The sequence below is a fragment of the Mobilicoccus caccae genome, assembly GCF_030161635.1.
Classification (GTDB): Bacteria; Actinomycetota; Actinomycetes; order Actinomycetales; family Dermatophilaceae; genus Mobilicoccus; species Mobilicoccus caccae.
Genome location: NZ_BSUO01000001.1, coordinates 3206610 through 3232741 on the forward strand (window position 1 = coordinate 3206610; position 26132 = coordinate 3232741).

A 26132-nucleotide genomic window follows, 5' to 3' on the forward strand; every position below is an offset into this window, starting at 1 on the left:
TCTCCGCGACACCGAGGAATCCCATGCGCCTGCGCACCGCGACGGTCAGCGCCGTCACCATCACCCTGCTCTCCTCCGGCGTCGCCGCCGTCGCCGCTCCGGCGACCGCCGCGACCAGTACGACCTCGACCTCGACCTCGACCTCGACCTCGACCTCGACCGACGCTGCGCGGCAGTCGAGGACCACCGCGCTCCGAGCACGGGTGAGCGCGCCGTCGGCGATGACCTCACGCCTCAACGGGGGCGCCAGGAGCCGCTATCTGGGCACCGGGTTCTCCGGGATCGTCCTCGACGAGGCGAGCGGTCAGGTGCTGTGGTCGACGCGCACCGCGACGGCGCGGATGCCCGCCTCCACGCAGAAGGTCATGACGGCGTTCACCGTGCTGTCCTCCACCTCGCCCGGCACGCAGCTCGTGACCCGCGTGTTCCAGAGTCCGGCCGTGCCCGGCAACGTGTACCTGCGCGGCGCGGGCGACCCCTCGCTCACGCCGGCCAAGCTCAAGACCCTCGCCGACCGTACGGCCGCCGGGCTACGCGCGCAGGGCCGGACCTCGGTCACGCTCTACGCGGACGCCTCCGCGTTCCCGGCCCCCACGAACGCGACGGGCTGGAAGAGCAGCTACATCAGCGGCAAGGAGGTGCAGCACGTCCGCGGGCTGACGCTGGCGGGGTATCGCGGCTCGAACGGGTCGATCGCGGCCGCCAACACCTTCGCCGCGCATCTGCAGAAGGCCGGCGTGAACACCCGGGTCGGCGGCGCGGGGGTGACACCGCGGCAGTCCACCCAACTCGGCGAGAGTTGGTCGCGTCCGGTGTCGTCGCTGGTCTCCACGATGCTGTCGGTGAGCAACAACGACTACGCGGAGTACCTGCTGCGCATCGCGGCCCTGGAGTCCGGCCGCTACCCCACGTGGGCGAACTCCCTGGCGCACCAGCGCTCGACGCTGGCCGCGGCGGGCATCCCTCTGAGCGGCTACGTCAACCGGGACGGATCGGGACTGTCGCGGTCGAACCGCATGCCGGTGCGCACCCTGGTCACCACGGTCGACCGGATGTGGGACGACCCGCAGATGCGCCGGGTGGCCTTCGCGTACGGCGCCATGCCGCGCTCGGGCCAGACCGGGACGCTGCGCACGCGGTACAAGGCCACCGCTCAGCGGTGCGCCGTCGGCAAGGTGCTGGCCAAGACCGGCACCCTCGGCGACGCCGTGGCCCTCGCCGGCATCGCCCAGGGCACCGACGGACACACGCGCGCCTTCGCATTCATCCAGAACGGCAACACGCGGACCTCCTCGGTGCGCGGCGCGGTCGACACCCTCGCCACGGCGACCGTCGGGTGTCGCTGACGCGGTCGCCCGACCGGTAGTCCGGCCGGTTCTCTGACCGGCCACGTCGTGTCGTAGACTGCTACCCACGCGAGCGCCGACCCCGGTTCTCACCACGCCCCGCACCGGGTCGACCACGGTCACCAGCCAGGTCGAACCACAGCAGGGTCAGAGGGTGGAAACAAGGGTTGACCTGCGAAAACGCGAGTGTAGTTCAATGGTAGAACACAAGCTTCCCAAGCTTGATACGCGGGTTCGATTCCCGTCACTCGCTCCAGGACGAACAACGAGGGCCGCACCGAATCGGTGCGGCCCTCCTTGCGTTGTCACGCCGACGCTCGCGCCATCCACCCGCCCGTCGTGGAGGCGGGCCGGTCGGAGGAAGAACAACACCGACAACATCGACGCCACCCCGCAGCAGAGGCCAGGCCTCTGACCTGCACCGACGAAAATCTCCCACTGATGCATGTTGTCGGTGTTGTTCTTCGTCGGCCGAGACCTCCGTCCGGCCTCGCCCTCAGACCCGGAAGGTCGACACGCGCCGGTTCAGTTCGTCGCTCAGCTCGCGCAGGTCGGTGAACGAGGACGACATCTCCTCCAGCGCACTCTTCGAGCCCTTCGCGCCCTGGGCGATCGAGCCGATGCCCGTGGCGATGATGCCCGCCCCGGAGGCGGCGTCGGTGACGTTGCGCCCCATCTCGTTCGTCGTGGCGGTCTGCTCCTCCACGGCCGAGGCGATGGTGCTCTGGGTGTCGTTGATCTGGGCGATGATCGAGGAGATCTCGCTGATGGCGGCGACGGCGGCCTCGGTGTCGAGCTGGATCGCCTCGACGCGGCGGCCGATGTCCTCGGTGGCCTTCGCGGTCTCCTGGGCCAGGTCTTTGACCTCGTTGGCGACGACGGCGAAGCCCTTGCCTGCCTCCCCGCGCGGGCTGCCTCGATGGTGGCGTTCAGCGCGAGGAGGTTGGTCTGCTCGGCGATGCCCGTGATCGTCTTGACCACGTTGCCGATCTCGATGCTGGACTCGCCGAGCTTGGCCACGGTCGTGTTCGTCCGGTCGGCGACGTGCACCGCGGAGGAGGCCACCCCGGCCGCGTCGTTCGCGCTCTTCGCGATCTCGCGGATGCTCGCCGTCATCTCCTCGGTGCCCGCGGCGACCGTCTCGATGTTGCGGTTGACCTCACCGGCCGACTCGGCGATCCCCCGGCCTCGCGGGCCGCCGCCTCGCTGGTCGAGAGCACCGACTTGGCGGCGTCGTCGAGGTCACCGGCGGACCGGGAGACCCGCCGGCCCATCCCCTCCACCTGCGTGATGAAGGCCCCGATCTTCTCCAGAGCGGTGTCGATGGCCTCGGCCGCGGTACCGACCTCGTCGCGGGAGTGGATGCCGGTGCGCTGCGAGAGATCCCCCTCGGCGGCCGCGGTCGAGACCGCCTCGACGCTGCGCAGACCACGCACGATCCGGGCGGCGACCCACCGGGCGAGCAGCAGCGCCAGCAACAGCCCGACCACGGCGATCACGACGATGAGCACGAGCGCCTGACGCGCGGTCTCCTGCGTCGCCTGCGCCTGCTGTCGCGCCGTCTCCATCTTCATCTCGACGATGCGGTCGAGGGAGTCGGCGACCTCCTTGCCCGTGGGGGCGAGTTCCTTGGCGCGGTAGGCGTTGGCCTCGGCCGGTTTGCCGTCGGCGAAGAGCTGGTCGGCCGTCGCGAGCCGCTCGACGTAGGCCTCGACGTTCGCCTGGATGCGCTGACCGAGTGCCCGCTCCTCATCGGTGAGGTCGCCGCGCTGCGCGAACGCCGCCGATTCGGCGCGGAGGGTCTCGATGACCTGAGCGCGCTCGTCGGTGAAGGTCTTCTTGCGCGTCGGGTCCTGCTCGAGGGCGATGCTCGCGCTGAGGAACCGCATCCGCCAGTAGCCGACGTCGAGGGCGTCCGCCTTCGACAGGCCGTCCACGTCGCGGTTGAAGGTCTGCTCGTTGAGGTTCGCGACGGTGTTGATGCCCGTCACCCCCGAGAGCGCGATGCCGACGGCCGCGAGCCCGGCGAGCGCGACGGCGCTGATGACCTTGGTGAGCGTGCTGAGGTCGTCCACGCGTCGGCGGAATCCGCCGCGGGAGTCGGTGTCACTGGCGTGGGGCATGACGCCTCCTTGACGGGCGGGCCGGTGTGTGGGCGCGTCGGAGTGGCACCGTCCCCCGAACACCTACTCCATCGGCGGGGAGAGGCGTACACTGAGCCGTTTGTCCACCATCCGGACGAGATGGCTCGTGATCCGGATGCGCCGGGTCACCCCTTCGTGCCGACCTTGCCCGCCGCCGCGATGGCGCCCTCCAGCAGCGGCTTGTACCGCTCTTCGACACTGCGGGCCACGGCGTACTCGCGCTCCGCGAGCACTCCGTAGGTGAAGGTCTCGCGACCGGCTTTGCGCGCGTCCGCAGCGAGGCGCATCACGACACCGCGCGAGACGACGCTGTCCTGGTGATCGCCGAGGGCTTCCTGCAGGTCCTTCCACGCAGAGACGACGGCCTTGGCCTCACCGCCCGCGGCGGCACCGGCTGCCTCGGCGGCGTACCTGGCCGCCTTGGCCAGCTTGCGCACCTCGTGGATCGCCTCGTCGCGCTCGGCACCCTCGGGCATCGCCTCGGCGGCCTCGGCCTGACGGACGACCTTGGCCGACGCCTTGGCGACGAGCTTGGGGAGCACGGCCGACGAAGGCCCCGTGGCGCGCTCGGAGAGCGGCGGGTGCAACAACAGGTCTACGAGGTCGCCCATGAGCCGCTCGTACCGTGTCGAGTCCAGCGCCTTGACCATGCGGGCATGCGCCCGCTCGTGCTCGTCCGTCAGCGCGGCACGCATGTCGCGGTCGGCGCGGTCGACGATCAGGTCCGGCTCGAGGGAGTCCAGCAGTCCCGAGATCCGCTCCAGCATGACCTCGCCGTCGCGGGGGTCACCCAGTGCACCGGTGAGCCACTTGATCTCGGCGCGCAGGGGGTCGGTCTCGACCCGGTCGATCAACGCGCGGTAGGACTTGAGCGTGCTGCGCAGCCGGCGGGTGGCGACCCGGGCCTTGTGCACCGCGTCGGGAGCGTTCTCACGCAGGGCCTGCTCGGAGGACTGCAGCACACCCACCTGGGCGGCGAGGTAGGCCAGCACGACCTCACCGGCGCTCCGGCTCTCCGGCGCCGCCGGATCCTTCGCGCCCTTGCGCTTCTTCTTCGACCCCTTCTTCTCCGAGGACGTCCCGCTCGCGGCCTCCCCCAGGCGCGCGAGCGGTTCGGCCAGGGCTCGCGAAAGCTTGCTGGGGCTGTCGGAGACGGCGAGACCCTTCGCGACCAGGGCATCCCTGACCGCCGCGAGATCCTCGGCCGTTCCGTCGACGAGTTCGACCTCGATCTCCCGCCAGCGGTGGACGCGCTCACCGTCGACGTAGGTGGTCGCCTCGACGGCGTCGTCCTCGACGAGCAGGAGGACCCGTCCGCCGTCGTGGAGCAGGGACCGGCGCGTGCGGCGGGTGCGGAGCGTCGCCACCGGCACCAGAGCGTCGCCGTCCACCAGCGGCGCCACGATCGCGTGCAGTTCGGCCGGGACGATCGCCGCGGAACGCCCGAGCGGCAGCCGGTGTTCGACGCGCCCGTCCCCGTCGCCGGGCGTCTTGAGGTGCCACCCGGCATCGCTGCCGCCCGTGCGCCGACGCAGGGTGTGCCGGGCGCGCAGCAGGTCGAGGTCGAGCGTGTCGAGATACGTCGCCGACTGGGTCATCCGCCGCGGCCCCTCGACCGAGGCGACCCGCCCGATACCCTCCAGCCGCGGCATCGTCCAACGACGTGGCACCTCGAGCTTGATCTCCTGTTCGATCCCGATCTCCGGGCCGACCCCGACGTCGCTCACGTCGTTCACCTCACGTTCACCTGGCGGAAAAGTATCCGCCATTCTCCCACGTCCGGCGGGATCGGCCACAGGATGGACCGCCACCACCTGCCACACCGCCCACCCATCACCTGCGGGCGAGCACCTGCGTTCCATCTCACCCGCGACGCAGCTCACCCCCAGCGCTTGCGAGTGGACGCCTGCATCGCCCATGCTGATTACCGACCAGTAATGTCGGTCGTGGGTCACCGCAGACCCGACCGCGAGACGAGGGGATTCCGACGTTGGGCCACTACAAGAGCAACCTTCGAGACCTCGAGTTCAACCTGTTCGAGGTCCTGGGCCGCGGCGACGTCCTGGGAACCGGCCCGTACGAGGAGATCGACGCCGGCACCGCGCGCGAGATCCTGCACGAGGTGGGCCGTCTCGCCGAGAACGAACTCGCCGACAGCTTTCTGGACTCCGACCGCAACCCGCCGATCTTCGACCCCGAGACGAACACGGTCACGCTGCCCGAGTCGTTCAAGAAGTCCTACAAGGCCTACTGCGACGCGGGGTGGGGCCTGCTCAACGTGCCGGCCGAACTGGGCGGCACCGTCATTCCTCCGTCGCTCAACTGGGCCGCCGCCGAGCTCGTCCTCGGCGCCAACCCGGCCGTCTACATGTATTCCGCGGGCTTCGGATTCGCCCGCGTCCTGCACGAACTCGGCAACGAGGACCAGAAGAAGATGGCCTCCCACATGGTCGAGCGTCAGTGGGGCTCGACGATGGTCCTCACCGAGCCGGACGCCGGCTCCGACGTGGGCGCCGGCCGCGCCCGGGCGATCGAGCAGCCCGACGGCACGTGGCACATCGAGGGCGTCAAGCGGTTCATCACCTCCGGTGAGCACGACATGGCGGAGAACATCATGCACCTGGTGCTGGCCCGCCCCGAGGGCGCCGGGCCGGGCACGAAGGGACTCTCCCTGTTCGCCGTCCCCAAGTTCGAGTTCGACCTGGAGACGGGCGAACTCGGCGAGCGCAACGGCGTCTACGTCACGAACGTGGAGCACAAGATGGGCCTCAAGGTGAGCACCACCTGCGAGGTGCGGTTCGGCGAGAAGCACCCCGCGATCGGCACGCTGGTGGGCGACTCCCACGAGGGCATCGCCCAGATGTTCCGCGTCATCGAGTACGCACGGATGATGGTGGGCACCAAGGCGATCGCCACCCTCTCGACCGGCTACCTCAACGCGCTGGAGTACGCCAAGGAACGGGTGCAGGGCGCCGACCTCACGCAGATGGCCGACAAGAGCGCCCCGCGCGTCACGATCACCCACCACCCCGACGTGCGCCGCTCCCTCATGCTCCAGAAGGCCTACGCCGAAGGCCTGCGGGCGCTCGTGCTGTTCACCGCGCTGCAGCAGGACATCGTCGACCAGGCCTACCTCGCCTCGGGCGCGATGGAGTTCGAGAAGGGCTCCGAGCCCGACATGGCCGCCCGCGTCAACGACCTGCTGCTGCCGATCGTCAAGGGCGTCGGCTCCGAGCGCGCCTGGGTCCTCCTGGGCAGTGAGTCGCTGCAGACCTTCGGCGGTTCCGGATTCCTCCAGGACTACCCCGTCGAGCAGTACGTCCGCGACGCCAAGATCGACACCCTCTACGAGGGCACGACGGCCATCCAGGGCCAGGACTTCTTCTTCCGCAAGATCGTCCGCGACAAGGGCCGGGCGCTCACGTGGATGTCGGAGCAGGTCATGGCCACGGTCAAGGCCGGCGAGGGCATCGTCGACGACCCGCTGGCCAAGGAGCGCGAGCTGCTCGGCCGGGCCGTCGACGACGTCACGGCCATCGGCGGCTACATGATCGGTGAGCTGATGAAGTCCGACCCGCGTCAGGAGGGTGGCGAGATCACCAACCTGTACAAGGTCGGCCAGAACACCACCCGCCTGCTGCTCGCCGCCGGCGACGTCATGGTCGGCTGGCTGCTGCTGCGCCAGGCCGACATCGCCGCGAAGGCGCTGAGCGACGGCGCGACCGGCGCGGACGTCGATTTCTACACCGGCAAGATCGCCGCGGCCCGCTTCTTCGCCCGCACGGTGCTCCCGCTGCTGGCCGGCGAGCGCACGGCCGCCGAGATGACCGACAACTCCCTCATGGAGGTGCCCGAAGCGGCGTTCTGATCCCGACCCGCCTCCGTCGTCGCTGGTGTGACCCTACGTGAGGATCAGGGCCGACCGAGGGGTCGGTCCCGTCGTCGTACGTGGTGGTCCGACGTGCCACGACGGTGCGGTTGCGGTTGGTCATGATGACCGACACGAGGGCGGTGACCAGGCCCGCGGCCATGAGGATGTAGCCGATCATCTCGAGGTTGATGCCGGGCAGGGCGTCGCTGACGGCGAAGGACAGGATCGCGCCGAGGGCGATGAGGAAGATTCCGAAACCGATGGACATGTGACCCCTGACGTAGGTGAGTACTCAGTGCCATGATCGGCAGCCGGAGGCGCACCTACACCTCCCCACGTGCCCGGTTTGCCAGGATCATGCCGGCCCCAGGCAATATCCAGACGTTCCCATGACGTTGTCCCGTATGTGAGTCCCAACGCCCGCATCCCCCTGTCCATCCTCGACCTGGCGCCGGTCAGTGCCGGATCGAGCGCCGTCGACGCGCTGCGTGACAGCACGCTCCTGGCCCAGGAGGCCGAGCGGCTCGGTTATCACCGCTTCTGGATGGCCGAGCACCACGGCAGCGTCACGTTCGCCAGCTCCGCCACCTCGGTCCTGCTCGCGCACATCGCGAGTCACACCGAGTCGATCCGCGTCGGGTCCGGCGGGGTCATGCTGCCCAACCACGCGCCGCTCATGGTCGCGGAGCACTACGGCACCCTCGCCACGCTCTACGGCGACCGCATCGACCTCGGCCTCGGCCGGGCTCCGGGCACCGACCCCGTGACCGCCGCCGCGCTGCAACGGGGTTCCGGCGATCTGCGCGACTTCGCCACCGACGTGGCCGATCTCGTCACCCTCCTCGGCGACCGGGAGGCTCCCGGTCGCGACGGGCTGCGGGTGCGCGCCCTGCCCGGGGAGGGCACGCACGTCCCGCTGTGGATGCTCGGCTCCTCCCTCGGCGGCGCCCAGGTCGCGGCCGTACTCGGCCTGCCGTTCTCGTTCGCCTCGCACTTCGCGCCCGACGCCATCGAGCAGGCCTTCGAGGTCTACCGCTCCGGGTTCAGCGCGGAGGCGCACACGGCGCAGATCTCCGAGCCGCACGTCATGGCCGGCGTCAACGTCATCTGCGCACCGACGACCGAGGAGGCCACCCACCTCGCCACCACGGCCCGCGCTATGCGCACCCGCATCATGAGCGGGCGTTCGGCGCCGCTCGACCCCCCGGGCGAGGACATGCTGCAGGACCTGCGCGGGGCCTCCCCGCTGCGCATGCCGCAGCGGAGCAGCGCCCTGGAGACGTCGTTCACCGCCATCGGCACGCCGGAGGAGGTCGTGACGCAGTTGGACACCCTCGTCGACCGCTACGACCTCGACGAACTCATCGTGACGACCTACACGTGGGATCCGCAGTTGCGCCGGCGCAGCTACGAACTCCTCGCCGACGCGTGGGGCCTCACCCCGCGCTGAGGCCTTCCTGCTCCAGTGCGAGGGCGAACCGTGCCCGCGCCCGCTGCCACACCTCCCCGTCGGGGAGGGTGAGCAGCGTCGCTAGGAGGTCCGCGGAGTAGGTGGCCGCCGCCTCGGCGGGCAGGAGCGAGGGCAGGTTGTCGATGGCGATCATCCGCACCGCCGGGCGACCACTCGCGTCGTCCGCCGGGCGGATCTCGCGCACCGGCTCCTGCCAGGTCGTGATGTCGTCGTAGATCGGCAACAGGTTGAGGTCGGAGGTGACGTCGCAGGTCACGTCACTGATGACCGACAGACGCCGTGACGGGGCGTCGAGGTCCTCCTCGGTGACGAACGGCGGCGCGGGCGAACTCACCATGACGCAGTTGACGAGGATGTCGTGACCGAGCAGGGCGGCCTTGTCGAGGTCGCGGGTCTCGGCGAGGTCCCAGCGGGTGGGCTCGATGCCGGCGGCGACGAGCGCGTCGCACGCGCCCCGTCCGCTGCGCCCGAGCGCCCCGACCACCAGGGCCCGGACCACCGGGCCGTCCGCCCCTTGGCGCAGCAGGGCGTCGAGGTCGGCCTTGGACCGACGCTGCATGTCGGGTTCGAGCAGGCCACGGTGTTCGAGGACCGCCAGCGCCGCGCCGACGTACCCGGCCCAGTAGCCGAACGCCGCCACCCGTCGGCCGTCGGCGTCGACGAGGTACTCGAGGTCGAGCAACGTGCCTCCGCCCTCGACGAAGCGCGACAGCAGTGCGCGGGCACCGTGCTGACCCTTGAAGGCGTGACCGAAGTAGATGTGGTCGCGCAGCGGGGAGTCCCCTCCGGCAACTCCTTGAGGCCGACGACGATCGCGTCGGCCGGGGCGTCGACCCAGGAACCCGTCGGCGCCGGCTCGCACCCGGCGCGCACGTACTCCTCGAGGGCGAACGCCCGCTGAGGACAGTCTTCGACGACGATGCGGAACCCGGCGTCGATCAGGGCGGCGGCGCTTCTCGGCGAGATGGCCGACCGACCCTCACCCCTGCGGGTCTCGTCACGGAGCCAGAGAACGGGGCGACCGCTCATGGCGCCCTCCTTCGCGGGTGCGGGTCAGGGTCGTGCCGAGCTTGTCACAGGTCGGGGCCGGCGAGCGCGCCCGGCTGCACGCGGATCCGTCGGTCGTTCAAGACCGGGAAGGACGCCCGTGCCGCGCGCAGCTCGTCGAGGTCGACGTCGACGACGAGAACCCCCGGTCCGGTACCGGCGACGGCCAGGTCGGTTCCGGCAGGATCGACCACCGCGCTGCGGCCGGCCATCTGCGTCTTCCCGTCGGTCCCCACGGCGCTCGCGCCCACGACCAGGGCCTGGTCCTCGACGGCGCGGGCCCGGAGCAGGACCTCCCACGCACGGGCCCGGATCTGCGGCCACGACGCCGGGACGACGAACGCCTCGGCCCCCTCGTCGACCATGGCGCGGAAGAGTTCGGGAAAGCGGAGGTCGTAGCAGGTGGCCAGCCCGGTGCGCAGGGTCGTGCCGTCGCGCAGCGGGAGGTCGACGACGCCGATCTGGGTGCCCGGCGCCAGGATCTCCGCCTCCAGCCCGCCCGCCCGCATCCGGTGGATCTTGCGGTAGGTCGCCAGCAGATCGCCGTCGCGACCCAGCACGACGGCGGTGTTGTAGAGGCGGTCGTCGGCGGCCCGCTCGATGAGGGCGCCGAGGTGGACCACGGTGTCGAGGCTGCGGGCGAGCCCGGCCATGGCGGCGACGATCGGGCCGTCGAGGGCCTCGGCCCGCTCCTGCCAGGTGCGGGGCCGGAACGCCCCGACCGGCCACAACTCGGGCAGGACGAGAAGGTCGATCTCCTCACCCCGCAGGTGGTCGCCCACCCAGGACGCGACCGCGTCGACCTGCTCGACCACCGACGGCCGCTCGCCGTCGTAGGTCGTCTGGACCACCGCGATGCGCATGCTCACCGCCCGTGTCCGGGGTGACGGGCCCGGTAGCGGGCGTCCTCCGCCTCGTCGGCTCGGCGCATGGCCTCACCCCGCGCGCGCATGGCCTCGTTGTACGCCTCGAGCTCCGCGTCGTCGTCGCGGGCGGCCTGCCGGTCGCGGCGTTTGGCCTCGCTCTCGTCCGAGCGCATCCACGTCAGGGCCACGAGCAGCGCGAGGAACAGCATCGGGATCTCCCCGATCCCCCACGTGATCCCGCCTCCGGTCTGCTGGTCGGCGAGCAGGTCACCGACCCACGGCAGGGCGAGCTGGGTGAAGTAGTCCTCGGCGAGCAGCGTCGTCATCGAGATGATCGCCACCCCGAAGAAGGCGTGGAACGACATCGTGGCGAAGAGCAGCACGAGCCGCAGCGACGGCGCCCACCGCTTGGGTCCGGGATCGATGCCGATGAGGGCCCAGCTGAACACGTACCCGGCGAGCATGAAGTGCACGATCATCGCCATGTGGCCGACGTGGGTGCGCAGCGCGAGCTCGAACAGGTCCGAGAAGTAGAAGAGGTACAGGCTGCCCGCGAAGTTGGCCCCCGCCACGACGGGGTTGGCCCAGAAGCTCATCCAGCGCGAGTGGGCGGTGGCGAGCATGATCTCGCGCGGCCCCATCGTCTTGTCCCGCCGGGCCGCCAGCGCGCGTGAGGCGAGGGTGAGTGGTGCACCGAAGGCCAGCAGCGGCGGCACGCCCATCGTCAGCGTCATGTGCATGAGCATGTGACCGGAGAACGTGAGGCGGCCGTAGATGCCGGGAGCGCCGCTGGTGGTCCACACGAACAGGGCCCAGCCGAGGATCCACAGCACCGTCCGGTGCCACGGCCAGACATCGCCCCGGCGGTGCAGTCGCACGACGCCCGCGACGTACAGGCCCACCGCGAGCACCGAGGCCGCGAAGAAGATCCAGTCGATCCGGAACATCGTCAGCCAGTCCAGCGTCGAGGGCGGGCCGGGGTCGGGGTAGCCGGTGAGAGAAGTGACGATGTCGGGAGATTCCCGCTGCGGCACCGGCGGTGCGCTGCGCGACAGGGCGACGGCGACACCCATCGCCAGCGCCATGAGCGTGATCTCCAGGGCGGCGAGACGGGCGAAGATCCGTCCGTCACGATCGTCACCGGTCAGCCGCTGCAGGAGCGAGGAGCGCATCCGCCAGCCGGCGAGACCGAGGAGCACGAACGCGACGACCTTGACCACGACCAACATCCCGTAGGGCGTGGCCAGGCCGGAGTCACCCGAGATCCGCAGTGAGGCGTTGACCACGCCGGAGACCGCGATGCCGCCGTAGGCCCAGATCGCCAGGTGGGAGTAGCGGTGGGCGACGACCGGAAGGTCCTGCCCGAGGGTCGGCCGGAGGATGACGAGGGCGGCCAACCCGCCCATCCACACCGCGGCCGCGGCCATGTGCACGGCGATCGAGTTGACCGCGGTGTCGTGGGCCGCGGCACCGGCGGAGTGACCGATGAGCGCGAGGACCAGCATCGCGACGACGCCGAGGGCGGCCGCCCACGTGATGGAGGTCGGGGTGCGGGCGCCGGCGGCGAGCAGCGTGGCGGCCAGCGCGATGAGGGTGCTGATGAAGAGCGTGCGGAAGTACTCGAACTCCCAGATCACCGAGGAGACCTGCGCGCCGAACATCGGGTCCGTGACGTGGACGCCCGAGAGGTTGGAGATCGACAGGATCGTCAGGGCCAGTGAGGCGAGGACCCACACGGACCCGGTGACCGTGGCGATGCGGCAGGCGGTCCGGCGACGGTCGGTGGAGTTGCGCTCGGGCACGATGGTGCCCGCCAGCAGGAGCAGACCGATGGTGATCGAGGCGGACACGTCGAGGGTGGTACGGGCCACGGGCACACCCCAGCGGGCGAGCGCCCCACCGTCGGCGAACCCGGCCGCCCCCTCGAACACGCCTCCGACCTGGCCCGCGACGATCAACGCCACCAGCGCGATCACTCCCGCCAGGCCCGTGACGGCGACCCGCGGCGAGGCATGGCGTGAACTGCGCGTCCGCTCCGAGATGGCCATGACGCCCAGCCTAGTTAGGGTGAGGGCATGCCTATGCACCCGGCCGCTCCCGAAGAACTGTCCGGACTCGTCGACGCGTACACCCAGACGGCCCAGGCCATCATGGATCTCGCCTACCCCTGCTCGGACGCCGACTTCGCCAAGCCCACCGAGTGCCCGGGCTGGACCGTCAAGGACCAGCTCTCGCACGTCGTCGCGCTCGAGGCGATGCTCATCGGACGCCCCGACCCCGAGGTCGACGTGCCCGCCTACGAGCACGTGCGCAACGACACCGGGCGCCTGATGGAGCGGGGAGTGGAGCTGCGGCGCGAGCGTCCGGACGCCGAAGTCGTCCAGGAGATGCAGCAGGTCCTCGCTCGGCGGCTGGGTCAGCTCAAGGACCTCAAGGACCACGAGCCCGAGAACCTCGACGAGGCCGAGATGGACAGTCCGCTGGGTCGCGTTCCCCTGCTCCGGGGTCTGACGCTGCGCATCTGCGACCTGTGGGTGCACGAGCAGGACATCCGCGCCGCGCTCGGACGTCCGGGCAACCTGGACTCCGCCGCGGCGGCCGTGTTCACCCAGAGCGTGCTCGACGCGCTGCCGATGATCGTGGTCAAGCGCGCCGGGGTGCAGCCGGGCCGAGTGGTCATGGTCGAGCTCACCGGGCCCGTCGTGGCCCGCGCCGGTGTGCGGGTCGAGAAGGACGAGAACGGCGAGCCGCACGGCCACCTCATGTTCACCGGCGGCACCGACGAGACCGGCCCCATCCCGGTCATCGGCAAGACGACAAGCATCCAGATGAGCACCGACGCCTTCACCCGCCGCGCCGCGGGCCGCCGCAGCACCGACGACCTGCACTACAGCGTCCACGGCGACGACCAGGTAGCCCGCCGGGTGCTCGACGCACTCGTCGTCACCCCCTGAGACATCGGGCGCGTGTCACCGCGCGCACCCTCAACCGTGCGGAGCCTCCCGAAGAGTTCACGGTTGACACATACGAGAATGCCCTCTTACGCGACTCGGATCGGACGTCGAAATCCAGATCTCACCGCTCAAGAGGGCAATTCTCACCAGAACGCCACACTGACGCCACCGCCGGCCCACGGTGGGTCAGTGGGCACAGCGCATGGTTTCCCTTTACTTCGCACCGGAGTTCGAGGGCGGGCGGTTCCCGGACATCCTTCTTCTTTCCTCGCGAGTGAGCTTGCGCGCTGAACCCCAGTTCGGATTGACACCGCGTCGCGTGAGGAGATCCCTCTCCTCAGGTGTGATTCGTCTGATGCGTCCCGCACGCACCCCTCGCCAGATCATGACGATGAAAAGGACCACGATGACGACAGCAATGCCGACGCTCAGGACCGTGGTCATCTGCGCCTCACTCATGTGCTCATGCCCCTCTGACGCGATTCGGCTCGCTTCGACCAAGACTCTCGTCAGACATCGTCGCTGACGTCGGGCCGTTCCGGACACCCCTCCGGCTGAATAGTGAAACCAATCGGCGGTTGAGGCCGGCCGAGAAGAGCCGTCCGTCGCGGAATGCGACGTGGCCGCGCCACCGACGCACCGTTGCGTGCGTCTCGATGGGCGGACTGCTCCACGCACGTCGACCGGCCGGCGGTTTCTCCTGTGCCCCAGCGACGGACATGAGCCCTTCACACCGGCTTCGGCGGACGCATACCCGCGTAGTTGGACGCTCGAACGAGTGCGCCCTAGCGTTGATGACAGCGGCGGGGGACCGCATCCACGGATCCAGGCGTTTCGGGCTGGTCTCGGACCTCACGCACCGCGTGACTGCCGATCCTCGACCCTGAAAGGCCGCCCGATGGCTCTGCGCCTATCTCCCTTCCGTCGCCGGGCCCGTCGGCCTGCCCGCGTCGGGACGATCCTCACGACGGGCCTGACCCTCGGGCTCGGCGCCGTCGCTGTGATCCCCGTGAACACGGCGGCCGCCACCCCGACAGCCGCGGAGGCGAGATCGGCCGAGAGCGTCGGCGCCACCCGGGCCGCAGCCCGCGCCAAGGGCGCGGCAGCCCGCCGTCACCTCGGGACTCCCGTCAGCAAGAAGCGGTGGCATTCCGGCGCGTGGGTCGGTGGGCACATGAGTGCGGAGCGCACCAACCGTTGGGGTGCGTGGCGTGGCGCCGTCAACGACGTCACGCTGACGTTCCCCGAGTACGCGACGTGGAAGACCATGGGCGACTCGGCCTGGCACGTCGACACGTTCAAGGGGGCGACGGGTCGCCTCGTCTACGGGCTGCCCCTGCTGCCCCGCGAGGCCCAGCCGGCCCAGCTCAAGGACGTCGCCGCGGGCAGGCACGACGCGACGTTCCGCAAGATCGCACGCGATCTGCGCACCCGGGGCCGCGGCGACGCCGTCGTCAAGATCGGGTGGGAGGCCAACGGCTCGTGGACCGCCTACCGCTCGACGACCGCGAACGCGGCCCGGTACCGGGCGGCGTGGCGCCGGGTCGCGAAAGTCATGGCCACGGAGTCGCCTGCGTTGGTCCTCAGCTTCGAGATCAACTGCGGCTCACAGTTGAAGGGGCAGAGGAACCGCATCGACAGCCTCACCCGCCTCTACCCCGGCGACGACGTCGTCGACCTCGTCGGATGCTCCGCCTACGACTGGGCGTCCCTCGGCGCGACGACGGAGCGGCAGTGGCGTTCGGCCCTACGGCCGGCGCGCAGCCCCGGCCTCGCGGACGTCGCGGCCTTCGCCCGCGCCCGCGGCAAGGGCCTGTCGATCTCGGAGTGGGGTCTGGCCTCCACGAGCCGCGGTGGCCACGGCGACAACCCGTTCTACCTCCGCAAGATGAAGCAGTTCTTCGACGCGAACGCCGACATCCTCGTCCTCGAGATGTACTTCAACGAGGCCACGACGATGGGCAACTCGCTGTGGCCAGAGACGCCCCAGAACCCGCGCGCCGCCGCCGTCTACCGGCAGCTCTGGTAGGCACCGGGCCGTGGCGGCGTGCCGTTCCGCATCGGTGGTCAGTGGCGGGCGGCGAGGCCGGTGACGGCGGCGACCCCCAGCACGCTGCGGGGGTCGTAGCCCGTGCGCCACAGGCCTCCGTGGGCCGCGTGCGCGGCCTCGTCCTGCCACGGGTGCTCGCGGGCCGGGATGCCTGCGCACAGGTCGTACACCAGCAGCGCTGCCATGAGGGTGTTGCTCGTGGCGGGCTCGAACACCTCGACCCCGAAGCGGTGGGCGCCGGAGTACGCCGCCGCGAGCGCACGGTTCTTGACCACCGACCTCGTGCGGGTCGGTGGCGCCACCCCGAAGGCGACCTGTGTTCCGGCGGCGCGGGCCGACGTCGCCCGCCACCGGTGGATCCGCTTGGCCAGCAGGTAGTTCGGGCCCTGTTGGGCCACGACGCTGTCGGTGATGCCGGGCTCTCCGGCCCCGGAGGTGTAGCCGGGCCGGTACAACGACTGGAGGCTGAGCATCCGCACCCCGGCGCTCAGGAGGCGAGCGCGCCGCCCCTGGAACCGCTCCTGTGAATGCTCGACGGCCTCCCGCGGGACGACGAACACGTCGGTCGGTGTGGCCAGGTAGGCCAGGGCCACGTCGTCGCGACGCCGCAGCAGACGCTCGGTGAGGGCGTCGGTCGCCGCGGAGAGACGCAGGTTGGTCGCGCCGTCGGCGTACACGTAGTTGCCGAGGACCAGGGGCCCCTCGATCGACTCGATCCAGTCGGCGATGCGCGGCAGGTCGTGCAGGAGATCGGCACCGGCGCGCTCCTCGATCTCGCGGGAGTCCTCGGACTGCACGGGAACCCGCAGCGTGCCGGCGTACCGCCGCACGTCGGGCACGAGGCGCCGCCACAGGTCGGGCCGCGGCAGATCGACGGCGGCGACGGCGGCCCCCACCGCAGCAGCGAGCGCAACGGACCCATCTCCGAGGTCGCGCCGAGCACGACGGCCGTGCGTCCGGGCAGGCGCAGCCAGTGGGGGTTGGACTGGACGGCGTCCACGGCCTCGGCGACGTCGGGTTCGACGATCCCGCGCTCGACCCACCCCTCGAGGTGTCGGTGCAGGTCGTCGCCCGCGAGCCGGCGGCCACGGTAGGGCACGGAGAGCTCGGTCTCCGGTGCGCCGGCACCCACCACGGTCTCGGTCGACAGCGGCGGCGTCTCGGGCGCCGAGGTCGCGAGGCGCTCGCGCAGACCCGTCTCGACCCCGTCGTCCCCGATCCAGCGCATCCGGGCGGACACCGATGCCAGCCCGTCCTCGGCGATGCGTCGGGCGTCGTCGGCGCTGCCCAACCCCGCCTCGACGAGCCGGTGGAAGTGGGCGCCGTATCCCTTGCGCCAGTCGGGCTCGGCCTCGGCGCGCACCGCACCCTGCCGGTCGACGCCGCGCAGCGCGTCGGCCACGACCGCCCGACCGAGGGCCGAGGTGCGACGTCGCGCACCCTCCAGAGGGACCACGACACCGGTGGAATCGCTCATGGACCCCAGCGTGGCACGCCGGCCGGCGAGATATTCGCTCGCGCGGCCCGGATGCCCGGACGTATTCTGGCGGCGATGCTCTCCTGACACTCGCGACCGTCCCGCGCCCGAGGCGCCGACGTCCTTGCCCACACCGATGGGTCACGTGGACGTGCGGCATCCGCCCGGCGGGATCGACTCCCCCCGCAAAGGCTCCACCCGTGTCAGTACTCATCGATCATCTCGCCCTCGAGGGCATCGACCGCCGCTACCCCGACCGCACCGTGCTGCGCGACGTCGGCCTCACCGTCCCGCCCGGTGAGCGGGTGGCACTCGTCGGCGAGAACGGCGCCGGCAAGTCCACCCTGCTGAGGGTGGCCGCCGGGCTGGACACCCCCGACGCCGGGACCGTCGTCCGCCCGGGGAGTCTGCGACTCGTGCAGCAGGAGCTGCCGTTCCCGGACGACGCGACGATCACGGACGTACTGGACGCGGCGACCGCGCAGGCCCGCGCGGTCGAGGCACGTCTGATGGCGACCACCTCCGACCTCGCGGTGCTGAATCCGGCATCGGCCGAGGGACGACGCGCCGCCGATCGCTACGACGAGGCCCTGACCGAGGCCGACCTCACCGACGTGTGGTCGGTCGGCTCCCGGGTCGACCGTGCGGTCGAGGGGCTCGGCCTCGGTCACCTCCCGCGCGACCGCGTCGTGGGCGCGCTGTCCGGGGGTCAGCGGTCGCGCCTCGCCCTCGCCGGGGCCCTCGTGGCCGGCCCGGTCGCCCTGCTGCTGGATGAGCCGACCAACCACCTCGACGCGGACGGGATCGCCTTCCTCGCCGACGAACTCCGCGGTCGGCGGGGTCCGCTGCTCTTCGCGACCCACGACCGGGGGTTCATCGACGCGGTGGCCACCAAGGTCGTCGACCTCGACCCCGCCGTCGGCCCGCACCGCGCCGGAGAGGACCGCGATCTCGTCGGGGTGCAGGGCACGACCTACCGCGGCGGCTACACCGACTTCCTCGCGAGCCGGGCGGCGGAGCGCGACCGGTGGGTCGAGCGGTACGAGCGTGAGCAGGCGCGGCTGACCGAGCTGCGGCACGAGGTGAACGTCGGCGCCCGCGACGTCATGCACACGACGCAGCCCCGCAGCGAGGCTCGGGCCTCGAAGAAGTTCTACGCCGACCGCGCGGCCACGACGATCGCCCGACGTGTGCGGTCGGCCCGCGCACGCGTGGAGGAGCTCGAGTGTGACCAGGTGGCCAAGCCGCCGAATCTCCTACGATTCAGCGGCTTTCAGGCTCGCCCCGCCCGTGGACGCGGCGCTGCCGACATCGTGGCCGACCTCGTCGACGTCGCGGTGCACCACCGGTTGGCGCTGACGTCGCTCACCGTCGGTGGACGTGACCGCGTCCTCGTCACCGGCCCCAACGGGTGCGGCAAGTCGACACTGCTCCACGTGCTCACCGGCGACCTGGCACCCGAGGTCGGCACCCGCCGCACCGCCCACGGCCTGCGGATCGGGATGCTCACCCAGGACGTCACCTGGGCCTACCCGCAGCGATCGACCCTGGCCACGGTGGCGACGGCCACGCGGCTGGAGGAGGACGACGCGGCCGAGCGCCTCGCCGCATCCGGGCTGGTCGCGCGCCGTGACCTGCACCGGGAGGTCGGTCGCCTCTCCGTCGGGCAACAACGCCGGGTCGCGCTCGCGATCCTCGTCCTCGACCCGCCGGACCTCCTCGTCCTCGACGAGCCGACCAACCACTTGTCCCTCCCGCTGTCGGAGGCCCTGGAGGAGGCGATCCCCGACCACCCCGGGGCGGTCGTCGTGGCCAGCCACGACCGGTGGATCGGCGAGCGGTGGACCGGCCGCCGTCTCGACCTCGGCACCTGAGGGCTCACTCGCGCTCGAGGCGACGGACCGGGCCGCCCACGACCGCGGCGGACTCCCCCACGGTGACCTCGAGCCGGCTCGGCCGGCCCATCTCCATGCCCTGGTCGAGCGTGAACGTCGCACCCGGCTCGGCCCGTCCGCGGGCCCGCAGGTACCCCGCGAACGCGGCGGCCGCCGCACCGGTGGCCGGATCCTCGACCACGCCGCCCCAGGCGAAGGGGTTGCGCGAACGCCACCGGCCCTCACCGGAGGTCGACCGATACCGCTCTTGCCCAAGCACTCCCGTTTTCGAATAGAACAGGGAAGAATCGGGTTATGAGCACTCCACACCCCGCGCTGCCGCTGCTCGGCGGCGCGATCATCGCGTTCGGGCTGGCCGGTTTCGTCGCTCTCTCACCCCAACCGACGCCCCGACTCATCGCCACTCCGATCGAGTCGCACGACCACGGGCCCTACCACCCGCCGTTCAACACGGAGTACCGCACGAGTGTGGCCGTCTGCGTCGACCGGCCCGGCCGGGTCCGCATCGAGTACGCCGACGTCGCCGAGGGCGCCCCGGTGCTGCGGGAGTTCGGCGCCGAGAGCAGCGACGTCGTCGAGGTCGCTGCCCAGTGTCCCGACAGCTCCCACGGCGAGGACACGCACTCCGTGCCGTCGACGCTGCGCCTCGTCCTCGCCGGCGAGTCGCCGAAGGGCGCCGGCGCCACCACGGTCCGCCTGCGGTACACCGTCGAGGGTCAGGAGGGCGAGCACGAGACGAGCGTCGCCCTGCCGTCGGTGCGTCACCGCCCGACCTGAGCACCCTCGGGCACCCGCAGACGACATGGCGAACGGCATCGTTCTGGTCGTGATCACGACCAGAACGATGCCGTCTGCGATGTCTTTCAGCCCCAGACGAGACCCCTGGCCGGATCCTCCAACACCGCGGCGACGTCGGCGAGGAACCGGGAGCCGAGGTCGCCGTCGATGAGGCGGTGGTCGAAGCTCAGGCCGAGCTGGGTGACCCAGCGCGGCTCGATGCGCTCGTCCGCGCCGGTGCCCACGACCCACGGCTGACGCCGGATCGCGCCGAACACGAAGATCGCCGACTCGCCCGGGTTGATGATCGGGGTGCCGGTGTCGACACCGAAGACGCCGACGTTGGTGATCGTGATCGTGCCGCCGGACATGTCCGCCGGCTGGGTCTTGCCCGCCCGGGCCACGTCGACGAGTCGTCCCATCGCGTCGGCCAGTTCGCGCATCGTCATCGCGTCGGCGTCCTTGATGTTCGGGACGATGAGCCCGCGTGGGGTGGCCGCCGCGATGCCGAGGTTGACGTAGTTCTTCTGCACGATGACGGCGGACCCGTCCGGCTCGTCCACCCACTGCGCGTTGACGCCCGGGTTGCGCCTGCAGGCCAGCAGCAACGCCTTGGCGACGACGAGCAGCGGCGTCACCTTGACGTCGCGGAACTCCCGGTCGCCCTTGAGCCGCTCGACGAGCTCCATCGTGGCCGTGACGTCGATCGTCACGAACTCCGTGACGTGCGGGGCGCTGAACTTGCTCGCGCTCATCGCCTGCGCCGTCATCTTGCGGACGCCCTTGACCGGCGTGCGCGTCTCACGCTCCCCGGCCGGGCGGGCGGGTGCCGCTGCGGCTGATGGCGCCTCGGCGACCGCGGGCGTCTCCGCGGCGCTCGTCTGGCCACCGGAGAGGTAGGCCTCCACGTCGGCGCGTGTGATGATGCCGTCCTTGCCCGAACCCGCCACGAGGGCGAGGTCGACGCCGTTGTCCTTGGCGAACTTGCGCACCGGCGGCTTGGCCAGCGGACGACCCGACCGGGCGACCGGCGACCCCGACGCCGCGGCCGGGGCTGCGGGAGCCGGCGGCGCGGCAGCCGGTGCGGCAGCCGGTGCGGCAGGTGCCGCCGGCGGAGGCGGCGACGCGGCCGCCGCAGGTGCCGGAGGCGCCGAGCGACCCCGACGGGCGCGGCGGGTGGTCGAGCCGGCGATCTCGCCGTAGCCGACGAGGTTGGGCTCGCGCTTGGCCTCCTCGGCAGGAGCGTCGCCGCCCGAACCCGCGACGCGGATCGTGATGATCGGGTCGCCGACCGGCACCTCGGTGCCCTCCTGCGCGAGGAGCTCGACCACGGTGCCGTCCCACGGGATCGGCAGCTCGACCAGCGACTTGCTCGTCTCGACCTCGAGGACGATCTGGTTGACCTTGACCTCATCCCCGGGCTTGACCTTCCACGAGACGATCTCCGCCTCGGTCAGGCCCTCACCCGGGTCCGGCAGCCGGAAGGTCTTGACGTCGCCACCGGAGGACGAGCCCTGCGGCGCGGGTGCCGAGGCTCCCCTGGCCCGCTGCGGCGCCGTGGCCTCGGGGGCCGCGGCCCCACCCCAGCCCTCGGCGGCGTCGGTCGGCGGGGCGGCGTCGCCCGCCGAGGGGACGGGATCTCCGGCGCCGACGACCTCGATGGCGATGATCGGCGAGCCGACCTCGACCTCCGTACCCTCCTGCGCGAGGAGTTCGGTGACGGTGCCGTCCCACGGGATCGGCAGCTCGACCAGCGACTTGCTCGTCTCGATCTCGACGACGATCTGGTTGACCTTGACCTCATCCCCGGGCTTGACCTTCCACGAGACGATCTCCGCCTCGGTCAGGCCCTCACCCGGGTCCGGCAGGTTGAACTTCTTGATACCCATGTCGGTTCCCTCCTCGCCGGTCAGTACGCCAGGACCCGATCGACCCCGTCCAGGACGCGGTCGAGGTCGGGCAGATGCAGGTGTTCGAGCTTGCTCGGCGGGTAGGGGATGTCGTAGCCGGTGACGCGCTCGACCGGCGCCTCCAGGTGGTAGAAGCAGCGCTGCATGACCTGCGCGGCGATCTCGGCGCCCAGGCCGAGGAACTTGCTCGCCTCGTGCGCCACGACCAGGCGTCCCGTCTTGCGCACCGAGGCGGAGATCGCGCCGATGTCGAGCGGGTTGAGCCCGCGCAGCTCGAGCACCTCGATGGAGGTGCCCTCCTGCTCGGCGGCGACGGCGGCCTGCAGGGCGGTCTTCATCATCGGACCCCACGCCACCAGCGACACGTCGGTGCCCTCACGGGCGACGACCGCCTGATCCATGTCGCGCGGCGCGGCGCCGGCGTCGAGGTCGACGTCCATCTTCTCGTGGTAGCGGCGCTTGGGCTCGAAGAACATCACCGGGTCGTCGGAGGTGATCGCCTGCTGGATCATCCAGAACGCGTCCTCGGCGTTGCTGCAGGTCACCACACGCAGACCCGCGCTGTGCAGGAAGTAGGACTCGTTGGACTCACTGTGGTGCTCGACCGCGCCGATGCCGCCGCCGTAGGGCACCCGGACGACGATGGGCAGCTTGACGTGCCCGTGCGAGCGGGCCGGCATCTTGGCCAACTGGCTCGTGATGTGGTCGAACGCGGGGTAGATGAACCCGTCGAACTGGATCTCCACGACCGGGCGGTAGCCACGCAGCGCCATGCCGATGGCCGTACCCATGATTCCCGACTCCGCGAGCGGGGTGTCGATGACGCGGTCCTCACCGAAGTCCTTCTGCAGACCCTCGGTGATGCGGAAGACGCCGCCGAGCTTGCCCACGTCCTCGCCCATGACGAGCACCTTGGGGTCGCGCTCCATGGCGCGACGCAGACCGGTGTTGATGCCCTTGCCCAGGGTGATCTTGGTCATCACGCCTCCTCGGTGTCGAAGCCGGCCTGGTACTCCTCGAACTCCGCACGCTGTTCGTCGAGACCGGGGTGGGGGTCGATGTAGGTGTTCTCGAAGAGCATCGACGTCGGCGGGTCGGGCATCTGCTGGACGCCGGCGCGCACCGTGGCGGCGAGTTCGTCGGCCTCGCGGTCGACCTCGGTGAAGAACGCCTCCTCGGTCTCGTGCAGCGAGAGCAGGAACTTCTTGAGACGCACCAGCGGGTCGCGCTCGCGCCAGAGTTCGACCTCGGCGGAGTCGCGGTACTTGGTGGGGTCGTCGGAGGTGGTGTGGGCGCCCATGCGGTAGGTGTAGGCCTCGATGAGGAACGGCCCCTGACCGCTGCGCGCGTGCTCGAGCGCGTGCTGGGAGACCGCGTAGCAGGCGAGGACGTCGTTGCCGTCGACGCGCACGCCGGGGAACCCGAATCCGGAGGCGCGCTCGTACAGCGGGTTGCGGGTCTGACGCACGTTGGGCTCGGAGATGGCCCACTGGTTGTTCTGGCAGTAGAAGACCACCGGCGCCTGGTTGACCGCGGCGAACACGAAGGACTCCATGATGTCGCCCTGGGCCGTGGCGCCGTCGCCGAAGAACGTGACCACCGCGGTGTCGCGCTCGGGGTCACCGGTGCCGTACGCGCCGTCGCGCTGCACGCCCATCGCGTAGCCGACCGCGTGCAGGGCGTTGTTGCCGATGACGATCGTGTACATGTGGAACCGCTTCTCCTCCGGGTCCCACCCGCCGTGGCTGACGCCGCGGTACATGCCCATGATGCTCAGGGGATCGACGTCCTTGCACCAGGCGACGCCGTGCTCGCGGTAGGCCGGAAAGGCGTAGTCCTGCGGTTTCATCGCCCGGCCGATGCCGATCTGCGCGGCCTCCTGGCCGAGCAGCCCCGGCCACAGACCGAGTTCGCCCTGCCGCTGCAGGGCCGTGCCCTCGGCGTCCAGCCGCCGCACCAGCGCCATGTCTCGGTACAAACGGCGGCCGTCCTCCTCGGTGAGGGCGTCGACGTAGGGGTCGTAGGGGAGGTTGACCTCGTTGCGGATCCGCTGGCCGTCCTTGTCGATGAACCGGACGGCTTCGGGTCCGCCGTCGTAGAACGGTGAACCGACGGTCGACTCGTGATGCTTGAGGCCCTCGACCTCGAAATCGAACGCGCGGGCAACTTCGTTGTTGCTCATAGGCACTCCTTCGTGGAGAGTGGGACGGACCGTCAGGACCCGGTGCGGGGTGGTGCACCGGGCTCTCGCCCGGCACCGTCGACCTGGGGCGTGTCCCGATGACGGTAACCCAAACCGCTCCCCCGCGAGAGACGGTCGTCCTCACGGGCTGCTCGCCCTGTACTCCTCAGGTCGCAGGCCGATAGGGGGACATGTCCTCCGTCCCCGGCCGTCAGCGGCGCAGACGCCTGCTGACGACCGCCGCGTGGGTGATCACCACCGCGTTGGCGCTGCTGTTGTGGGGCATCGCGTTCTGGCACCTCGGGACGTCCACCGTGTCGATGTTCACCGCGAGCGGCGCCACCGGCGACGTGGTCAGCTGCAGCACCGCACCGATCGGCCCCGGCTGCACCGTGCGCTACATCGACCCCTCGGGGACGGTGCTCACCCGCGTCATCGACCGCCCCGGACTGATCGGCACCACCGAGGGCGACCTCGTGCCGCTGTGGATCGCCGCCGACGGCAGCCTGGCCGTCGCCGGGTGGCGCGCGTGGGTCGACGCCGCACTGTTCCTCGTGTTCGCCGTGATCATGACCGCGAGCGCCGTCCGCTGGTTCGGGCAGATGCTGCGCGAGGGTGACGCACTCTCCGACATCGACCTCCGCGATGACGGGCACGACGCCCGGCGACGCGACGCCGGGTGACCACGGAGGCACGCTCGTGATGGGATGGGGCCCATGGGTCTGTTGCTCAGGATCGTCGTCAACGCCGTCGCCCTGTGGGTGGCCTCGCTGATCGTGCCCGGAATCCGCATGGCCGAGCAGGGCACGAGCGGCACCATCGTCACCGCGCTCGTGGTGGCGGTCGTCTTCGGCCTGCTCAACGCTCTGGTCAAGCCACTGCTCGTCGTGCTCGGCCTGCCCCTGATCGCCGTCACCCTCGGGCTGTTCCTGCTGGTGATCAACGCGGCGATGCTCATGCTCACGAGCTGGGTCGCGGGCCTGGTCGGAATGCCGTTCTCGGTCGACGGGTTCGTCCCGGCGCTGCTGGGGTCGCTCGTCGTGACCGTCATCGCCTGGGCGTCCAGCGCGATCACCTCCGACCGCCGCTGAGTGGCCCGGCGGGATCGCCGGACCACCTCGCCTGCGACCGTGCTCGCGGCAGCGTCGGCCCTACCGGCACCTCAGCCGGACAGCCGCTCCCGGAACCGCTCGGCGACCTCCAGCAGACGGGTGTTCGCCTCGGGGGCCTCGACCGACACCCGCACGCCTTCACCGGCGAACGGTCGCACCGACAGACCCACCGCGTCGGCGGCCTCGGCGAACTCCTCGGTCTTCGCGCCGAGCTGGAGCCACACGAAGTTCGCCTGCGTCTGCGGCACCGCGTAGCCGAGCTCACGCAGACCGTCCTGCACGCGGGTGCGCTCACCGACCAACGCCTCGACCCGCTCGAGCAGCTCGTCCTGCGCGGCGTAGGAGGCCACCACGGCCTGGATCGCCATGTCGGAGACGGCGAACGGGATGACGCACGAGCGCAGCGACACGGCGATCTCGGGCCGCGCGACCGCGTAGCCGACCCGCAGGCCGGCCAGGCCGTACGCCTTGCTGAACGTGCGCAGGACGACGACGTTGGGGTGGCGTCGGTACACCTCGATCGCGTCGGGTGAGTCGGCGTCGCGGACGAACTCCAGGTAGGCCTCGTCGAGGACGACGAGCACGTCGCGCGGTACCGCACCCAGGAATCGCTCCCACTCATCGGCGTGGACGGCGGTCCCCGTCGGGTTGTTGGGGCTGCAGACGAGCACGACGCGCGTGTCGCGGGTGACGGCGTCGGCCATCTGCTGCAGGTCGTGCCGGCCGTCCTCGGTGACCGGCACCTGCACCGAGCGCGCGCCGGAGAGGGCGACCATGATCGGGTAGGCCTCGAAGCTGCGCCACGCGTAGACGACCTCGTCGCCCGCCTCGCACGCGGCGTTGACGATGGCGCTGAGCACCCCGAACTGCCTGTGCCGGTGACGATCTCGTCGGCGTCGACGCCGATCTCGGAGGCGATCGCCTCACGCAGCGCCGTCGTCCCCATGTCGGGGTAGCGGTTGACCTGCTGCACCGACCGCACGATCGCGTCGACCACCGACGGCAGCGGCGGGTAGGGGTTCTCGTTGCT

The 26132-nt window shown here is 70.9% G+C and carries 23 protein-coding genes, 1 tRNA gene and 1 pseudogene; 11 read left to right on the forward strand and 14 right to left on the reverse strand.

What is annotated here, in order from left to right; translation table 11 throughout:
• The first annotated feature begins 23 nt into the window (after positions 1 to 23).
• Both QQK49_RS15740 and QQK49_RS15745 read left to right on the forward strand, forming a co-directional pair.
• Positions 24 to 1346, forward strand: coding sequence for a D-alanyl-D-alanine carboxypeptidase/D-alanyl-D-alanine-endopeptidase (locus tag QQK49_RS15740; RefSeq protein ID WP_284304749.1), 1323 nt, complete (start codon positions 24 to 26; stop codon positions 1344 to 1346).
• Between the two features lie 182 nt (positions 1347 to 1528).
• A tRNA-Gly gene (locus QQK49_RS15745) sits at positions 1529 to 1602 on the forward strand.
• A 240-nt stretch (positions 1603 to 1842) separates the two neighbouring features.
• On the opposite strand, the pseudogene QQK49_RS23355 reads toward QQK49_RS15745, so the two are convergent.
• From QQK49_RS23355 to QQK49_RS15765, 3 genes and pseudogenes are all read right to left on the reverse strand, one after another.
• Positions 1843 to 2462 (reverse strand): annotated as a pseudogene (locus tag QQK49_RS23355) (methyl-accepting chemotaxis protein).
• The gene (locus QQK49_RS15760; protein WP_284304750.1) at positions 2459 to 3469 is read right to left on the reverse strand and encodes an MCP four helix bundle domain-containing protein; all 1011 of its coding nucleotides are present in this window, start codon (positions 3467 to 3469) and stop codon (positions 2459 to 2461) included. The pseudogene QQK49_RS23355 and the gene QQK49_RS15760 overlap by 4 nt, the downstream one beginning before the upstream one ends.
• 146 nt (positions 3470 to 3615) lie before the next feature.
• Positions 3616 to 5217 (reverse strand): CYTH and CHAD domain-containing protein, encoded by a 1602-nt coding sequence (locus QQK49_RS15765; protein WP_284304751.1) that lies wholly within the window; start codon positions 5215 to 5217, stop codon positions 3616 to 3618.
• A gap of 263 nt (positions 5218 to 5480) precedes the next feature.
• On the opposite strand from QQK49_RS15765, the gene QQK49_RS15770 reads away from it, so the two are divergent.
• Positions 5481 to 7358 carry an acyl-CoA dehydrogenase gene (locus QQK49_RS15770; protein WP_284304752.1) on the forward strand — a complete coding sequence of 626 codons (1878 nt, stop codon included), beginning with the start codon at positions 5481 to 5483 and terminating at the stop codon, positions 7356 to 7358.
• Here the strand turns inward: QQK49_RS15770 and QQK49_RS15775 are convergent.
• A complete protein-coding gene (locus tag QQK49_RS15775; protein WP_284304753.1) occupies positions 7330 to 7629 on the reverse strand; it encodes a DUF6458 family protein in 300 nt (99 codons plus the stop codon). The two genes, QQK49_RS15770 and QQK49_RS15775, sit on opposite strands and share 29 nt — an antisense overlap.
• A gap of 138 nt (positions 7630 to 7767) precedes the next feature.
• On the opposite strand from QQK49_RS15775, the gene QQK49_RS15780 reads away from it, so the two are divergent.
• Positions 7768 to 8811, forward strand: coding sequence for an LLM class flavin-dependent oxidoreductase (locus QQK49_RS15780; protein WP_284304754.1), 1044 nt, complete (start codon positions 7768 to 7770; stop codon positions 8809 to 8811).
• On the opposite strand, the gene QQK49_RS15785 is transcribed toward QQK49_RS15780, so the two are convergent.
• The 4 genes from QQK49_RS15785 to QQK49_RS15800 are packed head-to-tail and all read right to left on the reverse strand — an operon-like array spanning position 8798 to position 12793.
• Positions 8798 to 9169, reverse strand: a complete 372-nt coding sequence (locus QQK49_RS15785; RefSeq protein WP_284304755.1) for a Rossmann-fold NAD(P)-binding domain-containing protein — start codon at positions 9167 to 9169, stop codon at positions 8798 to 8800. The two genes, QQK49_RS15780 and QQK49_RS15785, sit on opposite strands and share 14 nt — an antisense overlap.
• Positions 9163 to 9861 (reverse strand): Rossmann-fold NAD(P)-binding domain-containing protein, encoded by a 699-nt coding sequence (locus tag QQK49_RS15790; RefSeq protein ID WP_284304756.1) that lies wholly within the window; start codon positions 9859 to 9861, stop codon positions 9163 to 9165. The genes QQK49_RS15785 and QQK49_RS15790 overlap by 7 nt, the downstream gene beginning before the upstream one ends.
• Positions 9862 to 9905: 44 nt before the next feature.
• A complete protein-coding gene (locus tag QQK49_RS15795) occupies positions 9906 to 10742 on the reverse strand; it encodes a nitrilase-related carbon-nitrogen hydrolase (protein WP_284305933.1) in 837 nt (278 codons plus the stop codon).
• A gap of 2 nt (positions 10743 to 10744) precedes the next feature.
• Positions 10745 to 12793: a bifunctional copper resistance protein CopD/cytochrome c oxidase assembly protein gene (locus QQK49_RS15800; RefSeq protein WP_284304757.1), complete on the reverse strand. Its 2049-nt coding sequence runs from the start codon at positions 12791 to 12793 to the stop codon at positions 10745 to 10747.
• Positions 12794 to 12820: 27 nt separating this feature from the next.
• Here QQK49_RS15800 and QQK49_RS15805 point away from each other — a divergent pair, with 27 nt between their 5' ends.
• Together QQK49_RS15805 and QQK49_RS15810 are read left to right on the forward strand one after the other, a co-directional pair.
• Positions 12821 to 13699, forward strand: a complete 879-nt coding sequence (locus QQK49_RS15805; protein ID WP_284304758.1) for a maleylpyruvate isomerase family mycothiol-dependent enzyme — start codon at positions 12821 to 12823, stop codon at positions 13697 to 13699.
• A gap of 898 nt (positions 13700 to 14597) precedes the next feature.
• Positions 14598 to 15728: a glycoside hydrolase family 26 protein gene (locus tag QQK49_RS15810; protein WP_284304759.1), complete on the forward strand. Its 1131-nt coding sequence runs from the start codon at positions 14598 to 14600 to the stop codon at positions 15726 to 15728.
• Between the two features lie 38 nt (positions 15729 to 15766).
• Here QQK49_RS15810 and QQK49_RS15815 read toward each other — a convergent pair whose 3' ends face one another.
• A complete protein-coding gene (locus tag QQK49_RS15815) occupies positions 15767 to 16645 on the reverse strand; it encodes a hypothetical protein (RefSeq protein WP_284304760.1) in 879 nt (292 codons plus the stop codon).
• A 77-nt stretch (positions 16646 to 16722) separates the two neighbouring features.
• Between QQK49_RS15815 and QQK49_RS15820 the strand changes: the two genes are divergently transcribed.
• Positions 16723 to 17313 (forward strand): hypothetical protein, encoded by a 591-nt coding sequence (locus QQK49_RS15820; protein ID WP_284304761.1) that lies wholly within the window; start codon positions 16723 to 16725, stop codon positions 17311 to 17313.
• A gap of 113 nt (positions 17314 to 17426) precedes the next feature.
• A complete protein-coding gene (locus tag QQK49_RS15825) occupies positions 17427 to 19100 on the forward strand; it encodes an ABC-F family ATP-binding cassette domain-containing protein (protein WP_284304762.1) in 1674 nt (557 codons plus the stop codon).
• 4 nt (positions 19101 to 19104) lie between these two features.
• Here the strand turns inward: QQK49_RS15825 and QQK49_RS15830 are convergent, their stop codons facing one another.
• On the reverse strand, positions 19105 to 19380 hold the full coding sequence (locus tag QQK49_RS15830) for a PhzF family phenazine biosynthesis protein (RefSeq protein WP_284304763.1): 276 nt from the start codon (positions 19378 to 19380) through the stop codon (positions 19105 to 19107).
• 35 nt (positions 19381 to 19415) lie between these two features.
• Here QQK49_RS15830 and QQK49_RS15835 point away from each other — a divergent pair, with 35 nt between their 5' ends.
• Complete coding sequence (locus tag QQK49_RS15835) at positions 19416 to 19898, forward strand: hypothetical protein (protein WP_284304764.1); 483 nt, start codon at positions 19416 to 19418, stop codon at positions 19896 to 19898.
• 86 nt (positions 19899 to 19984) lie between these two features.
• On the opposite strand, the gene QQK49_RS15840 is transcribed toward QQK49_RS15835, so the two are convergent.
• From QQK49_RS15840 to pdhA, 3 genes are read right to left on the reverse strand one after another with little or no spacing between them, the layout of a single operon-like run.
• Positions 19985 to 21787 (reverse strand): dihydrolipoyl dehydrogenase family protein, encoded by a 1803-nt coding sequence (locus tag QQK49_RS15840; protein ID WP_284304765.1) that lies wholly within the window; start codon positions 21785 to 21787, stop codon positions 19985 to 19987.
• A 20-nt stretch (positions 21788 to 21807) separates the two neighbouring features.
• The gene (locus tag QQK49_RS15845) at positions 21808 to 22788 is read right to left on the reverse strand and encodes an alpha-ketoacid dehydrogenase subunit beta (protein WP_284304766.1); all 981 of its coding nucleotides are present in this window, start codon (positions 22786 to 22788) and stop codon (positions 21808 to 21810) included.
• Positions 22788 to 23990 carry a pyruvate dehydrogenase (acetyl-transferring) E1 component subunit alpha gene (pdhA, locus tag QQK49_RS15850; RefSeq protein ID WP_284304767.1) on the reverse strand — a complete coding sequence of 401 codons (1203 nt, stop codon included), beginning with the start codon at positions 23988 to 23990 and terminating at the stop codon, positions 22788 to 22790. The genes QQK49_RS15845 and pdhA overlap by 1 nt, the downstream gene beginning before the upstream one ends.
• Before the next feature lie 191 nt (positions 23991 to 24181).
• On the opposite strand from pdhA, the gene QQK49_RS15855 reads away from it, so the two are divergent.
• Positions 24182 to 24673 carry a hypothetical protein gene (locus QQK49_RS15855; protein ID WP_284304768.1) on the forward strand — a complete coding sequence of 164 codons (492 nt, stop codon included), beginning with the start codon at positions 24182 to 24184 and terminating at the stop codon, positions 24671 to 24673.
• Between the two features lie 33 nt (positions 24674 to 24706).
• Entirely contained in the window at positions 24707 to 25081 is a 375-nt protein-coding gene (locus QQK49_RS15860) for a phage holin family protein (RefSeq protein ID WP_284304769.1), read from the forward strand.
• A gap of 71 nt (positions 25082 to 25152) precedes the next feature.
• Here the strand turns inward: QQK49_RS15860 and QQK49_RS15865 are convergent, their stop codons facing one another.
• A complete protein-coding gene (locus QQK49_RS15865) occupies positions 25153 to 25962 on the reverse strand; it encodes a histidinol-phosphate transaminase (protein ID WP_348536218.1) in 810 nt (269 codons plus the stop codon).
• Between the last annotated feature and the right edge of the window lie 170 nt (positions 25963 to 26132).

Excerpts from the sequence above, each read along its gene's own strand:
- QQK49_RS15740 (WP_284304749.1), top strand. The coding sequence starts at position 24 with ATGCGCCTGCGCACCGCGACGGTCAGCGCCGTCACCATCACCCTGCTC.
- QQK49_RS15760 (WP_284304750.1), bottom strand. The coding sequence starts at position 3,469 with ATGCCCCACGCCAGTGACACCGACTCCCGCGGCGGATTCCGCCGACGC.
- QQK49_RS15775 (WP_284304753.1), bottom strand. The coding sequence starts at position 7,629 with ATGTCCATCGGTTTCGGAATCTTCCTCATCGCCCTCGGCGCGATCCTG.
- QQK49_RS15785 (WP_284304755.1), bottom strand. The coding sequence starts at position 9,169 with ATGGTGAGTTCGCCCGCGCCGCCGTTCGTCACCGAGGAGGACCTCGAC.
- QQK49_RS15790 (WP_284304756.1), bottom strand. The coding sequence starts at position 9,861 with ATGAGCGGTCGCCCCGTTCTCTGGCTCCGTGACGAGACCCGCAGGGGT.
- QQK49_RS15795 (WP_284305933.1), bottom strand. The coding sequence starts at position 10,742 with ATGCGCATCGCGGTGGTCCAGACGACCTACGACGGCGAGCGGCCGTCG.
- QQK49_RS15800 (WP_284304757.1), bottom strand. The coding sequence starts at position 12,793 with ATGGCCATCTCGGAGCGGACGCGCAGTTCACGCCATGCCTCGCCGCGG.
- QQK49_RS15805 (WP_284304758.1), top strand. The coding sequence starts at position 12,821 with ATGCCTATGCACCCGGCCGCTCCCGAAGAACTGTCCGGACTCGTCGAC.
- QQK49_RS15810 (WP_284304759.1), top strand. The coding sequence starts at position 14,598 with ATGGCTCTGCGCCTATCTCCCTTCCGTCGCCGGGCCCGTCGGCCTGCC.
- QQK49_RS15835 (WP_284304764.1), top strand. The coding sequence starts at position 19,416 with ATGAGCACTCCACACCCCGCGCTGCCGCTGCTCGGCGGCGCGATCATC.
- QQK49_RS15840 (WP_284304765.1), bottom strand. The coding sequence starts at position 21,787 with ATGGGTATCAAGAAGTTCAACCTGCCGGACCCGGGTGAGGGCCTGACC.
- QQK49_RS15845 (WP_284304766.1), bottom strand. The coding sequence starts at position 22,788 with ATGACCAAGATCACCCTGGGCAAGGGCATCAACACCGGTCTGCGTCGC.
- pdhA (WP_284304767.1), bottom strand. The coding sequence starts at position 23,990 with ATGAGCAACAACGAAGTTGCCCGCGCGTTCGATTTCGAGGTCGAGGGC.
- QQK49_RS15855 (WP_284304768.1), top strand. The coding sequence starts at position 24,182 with ATGTCCTCCGTCCCCGGCCGTCAGCGGCGCAGACGCCTGCTGACGACC.
- QQK49_RS15860 (WP_284304769.1), top strand. The coding sequence starts at position 24,707 with ATGGGTCTGTTGCTCAGGATCGTCGTCAACGCCGTCGCCCTGTGGGTG.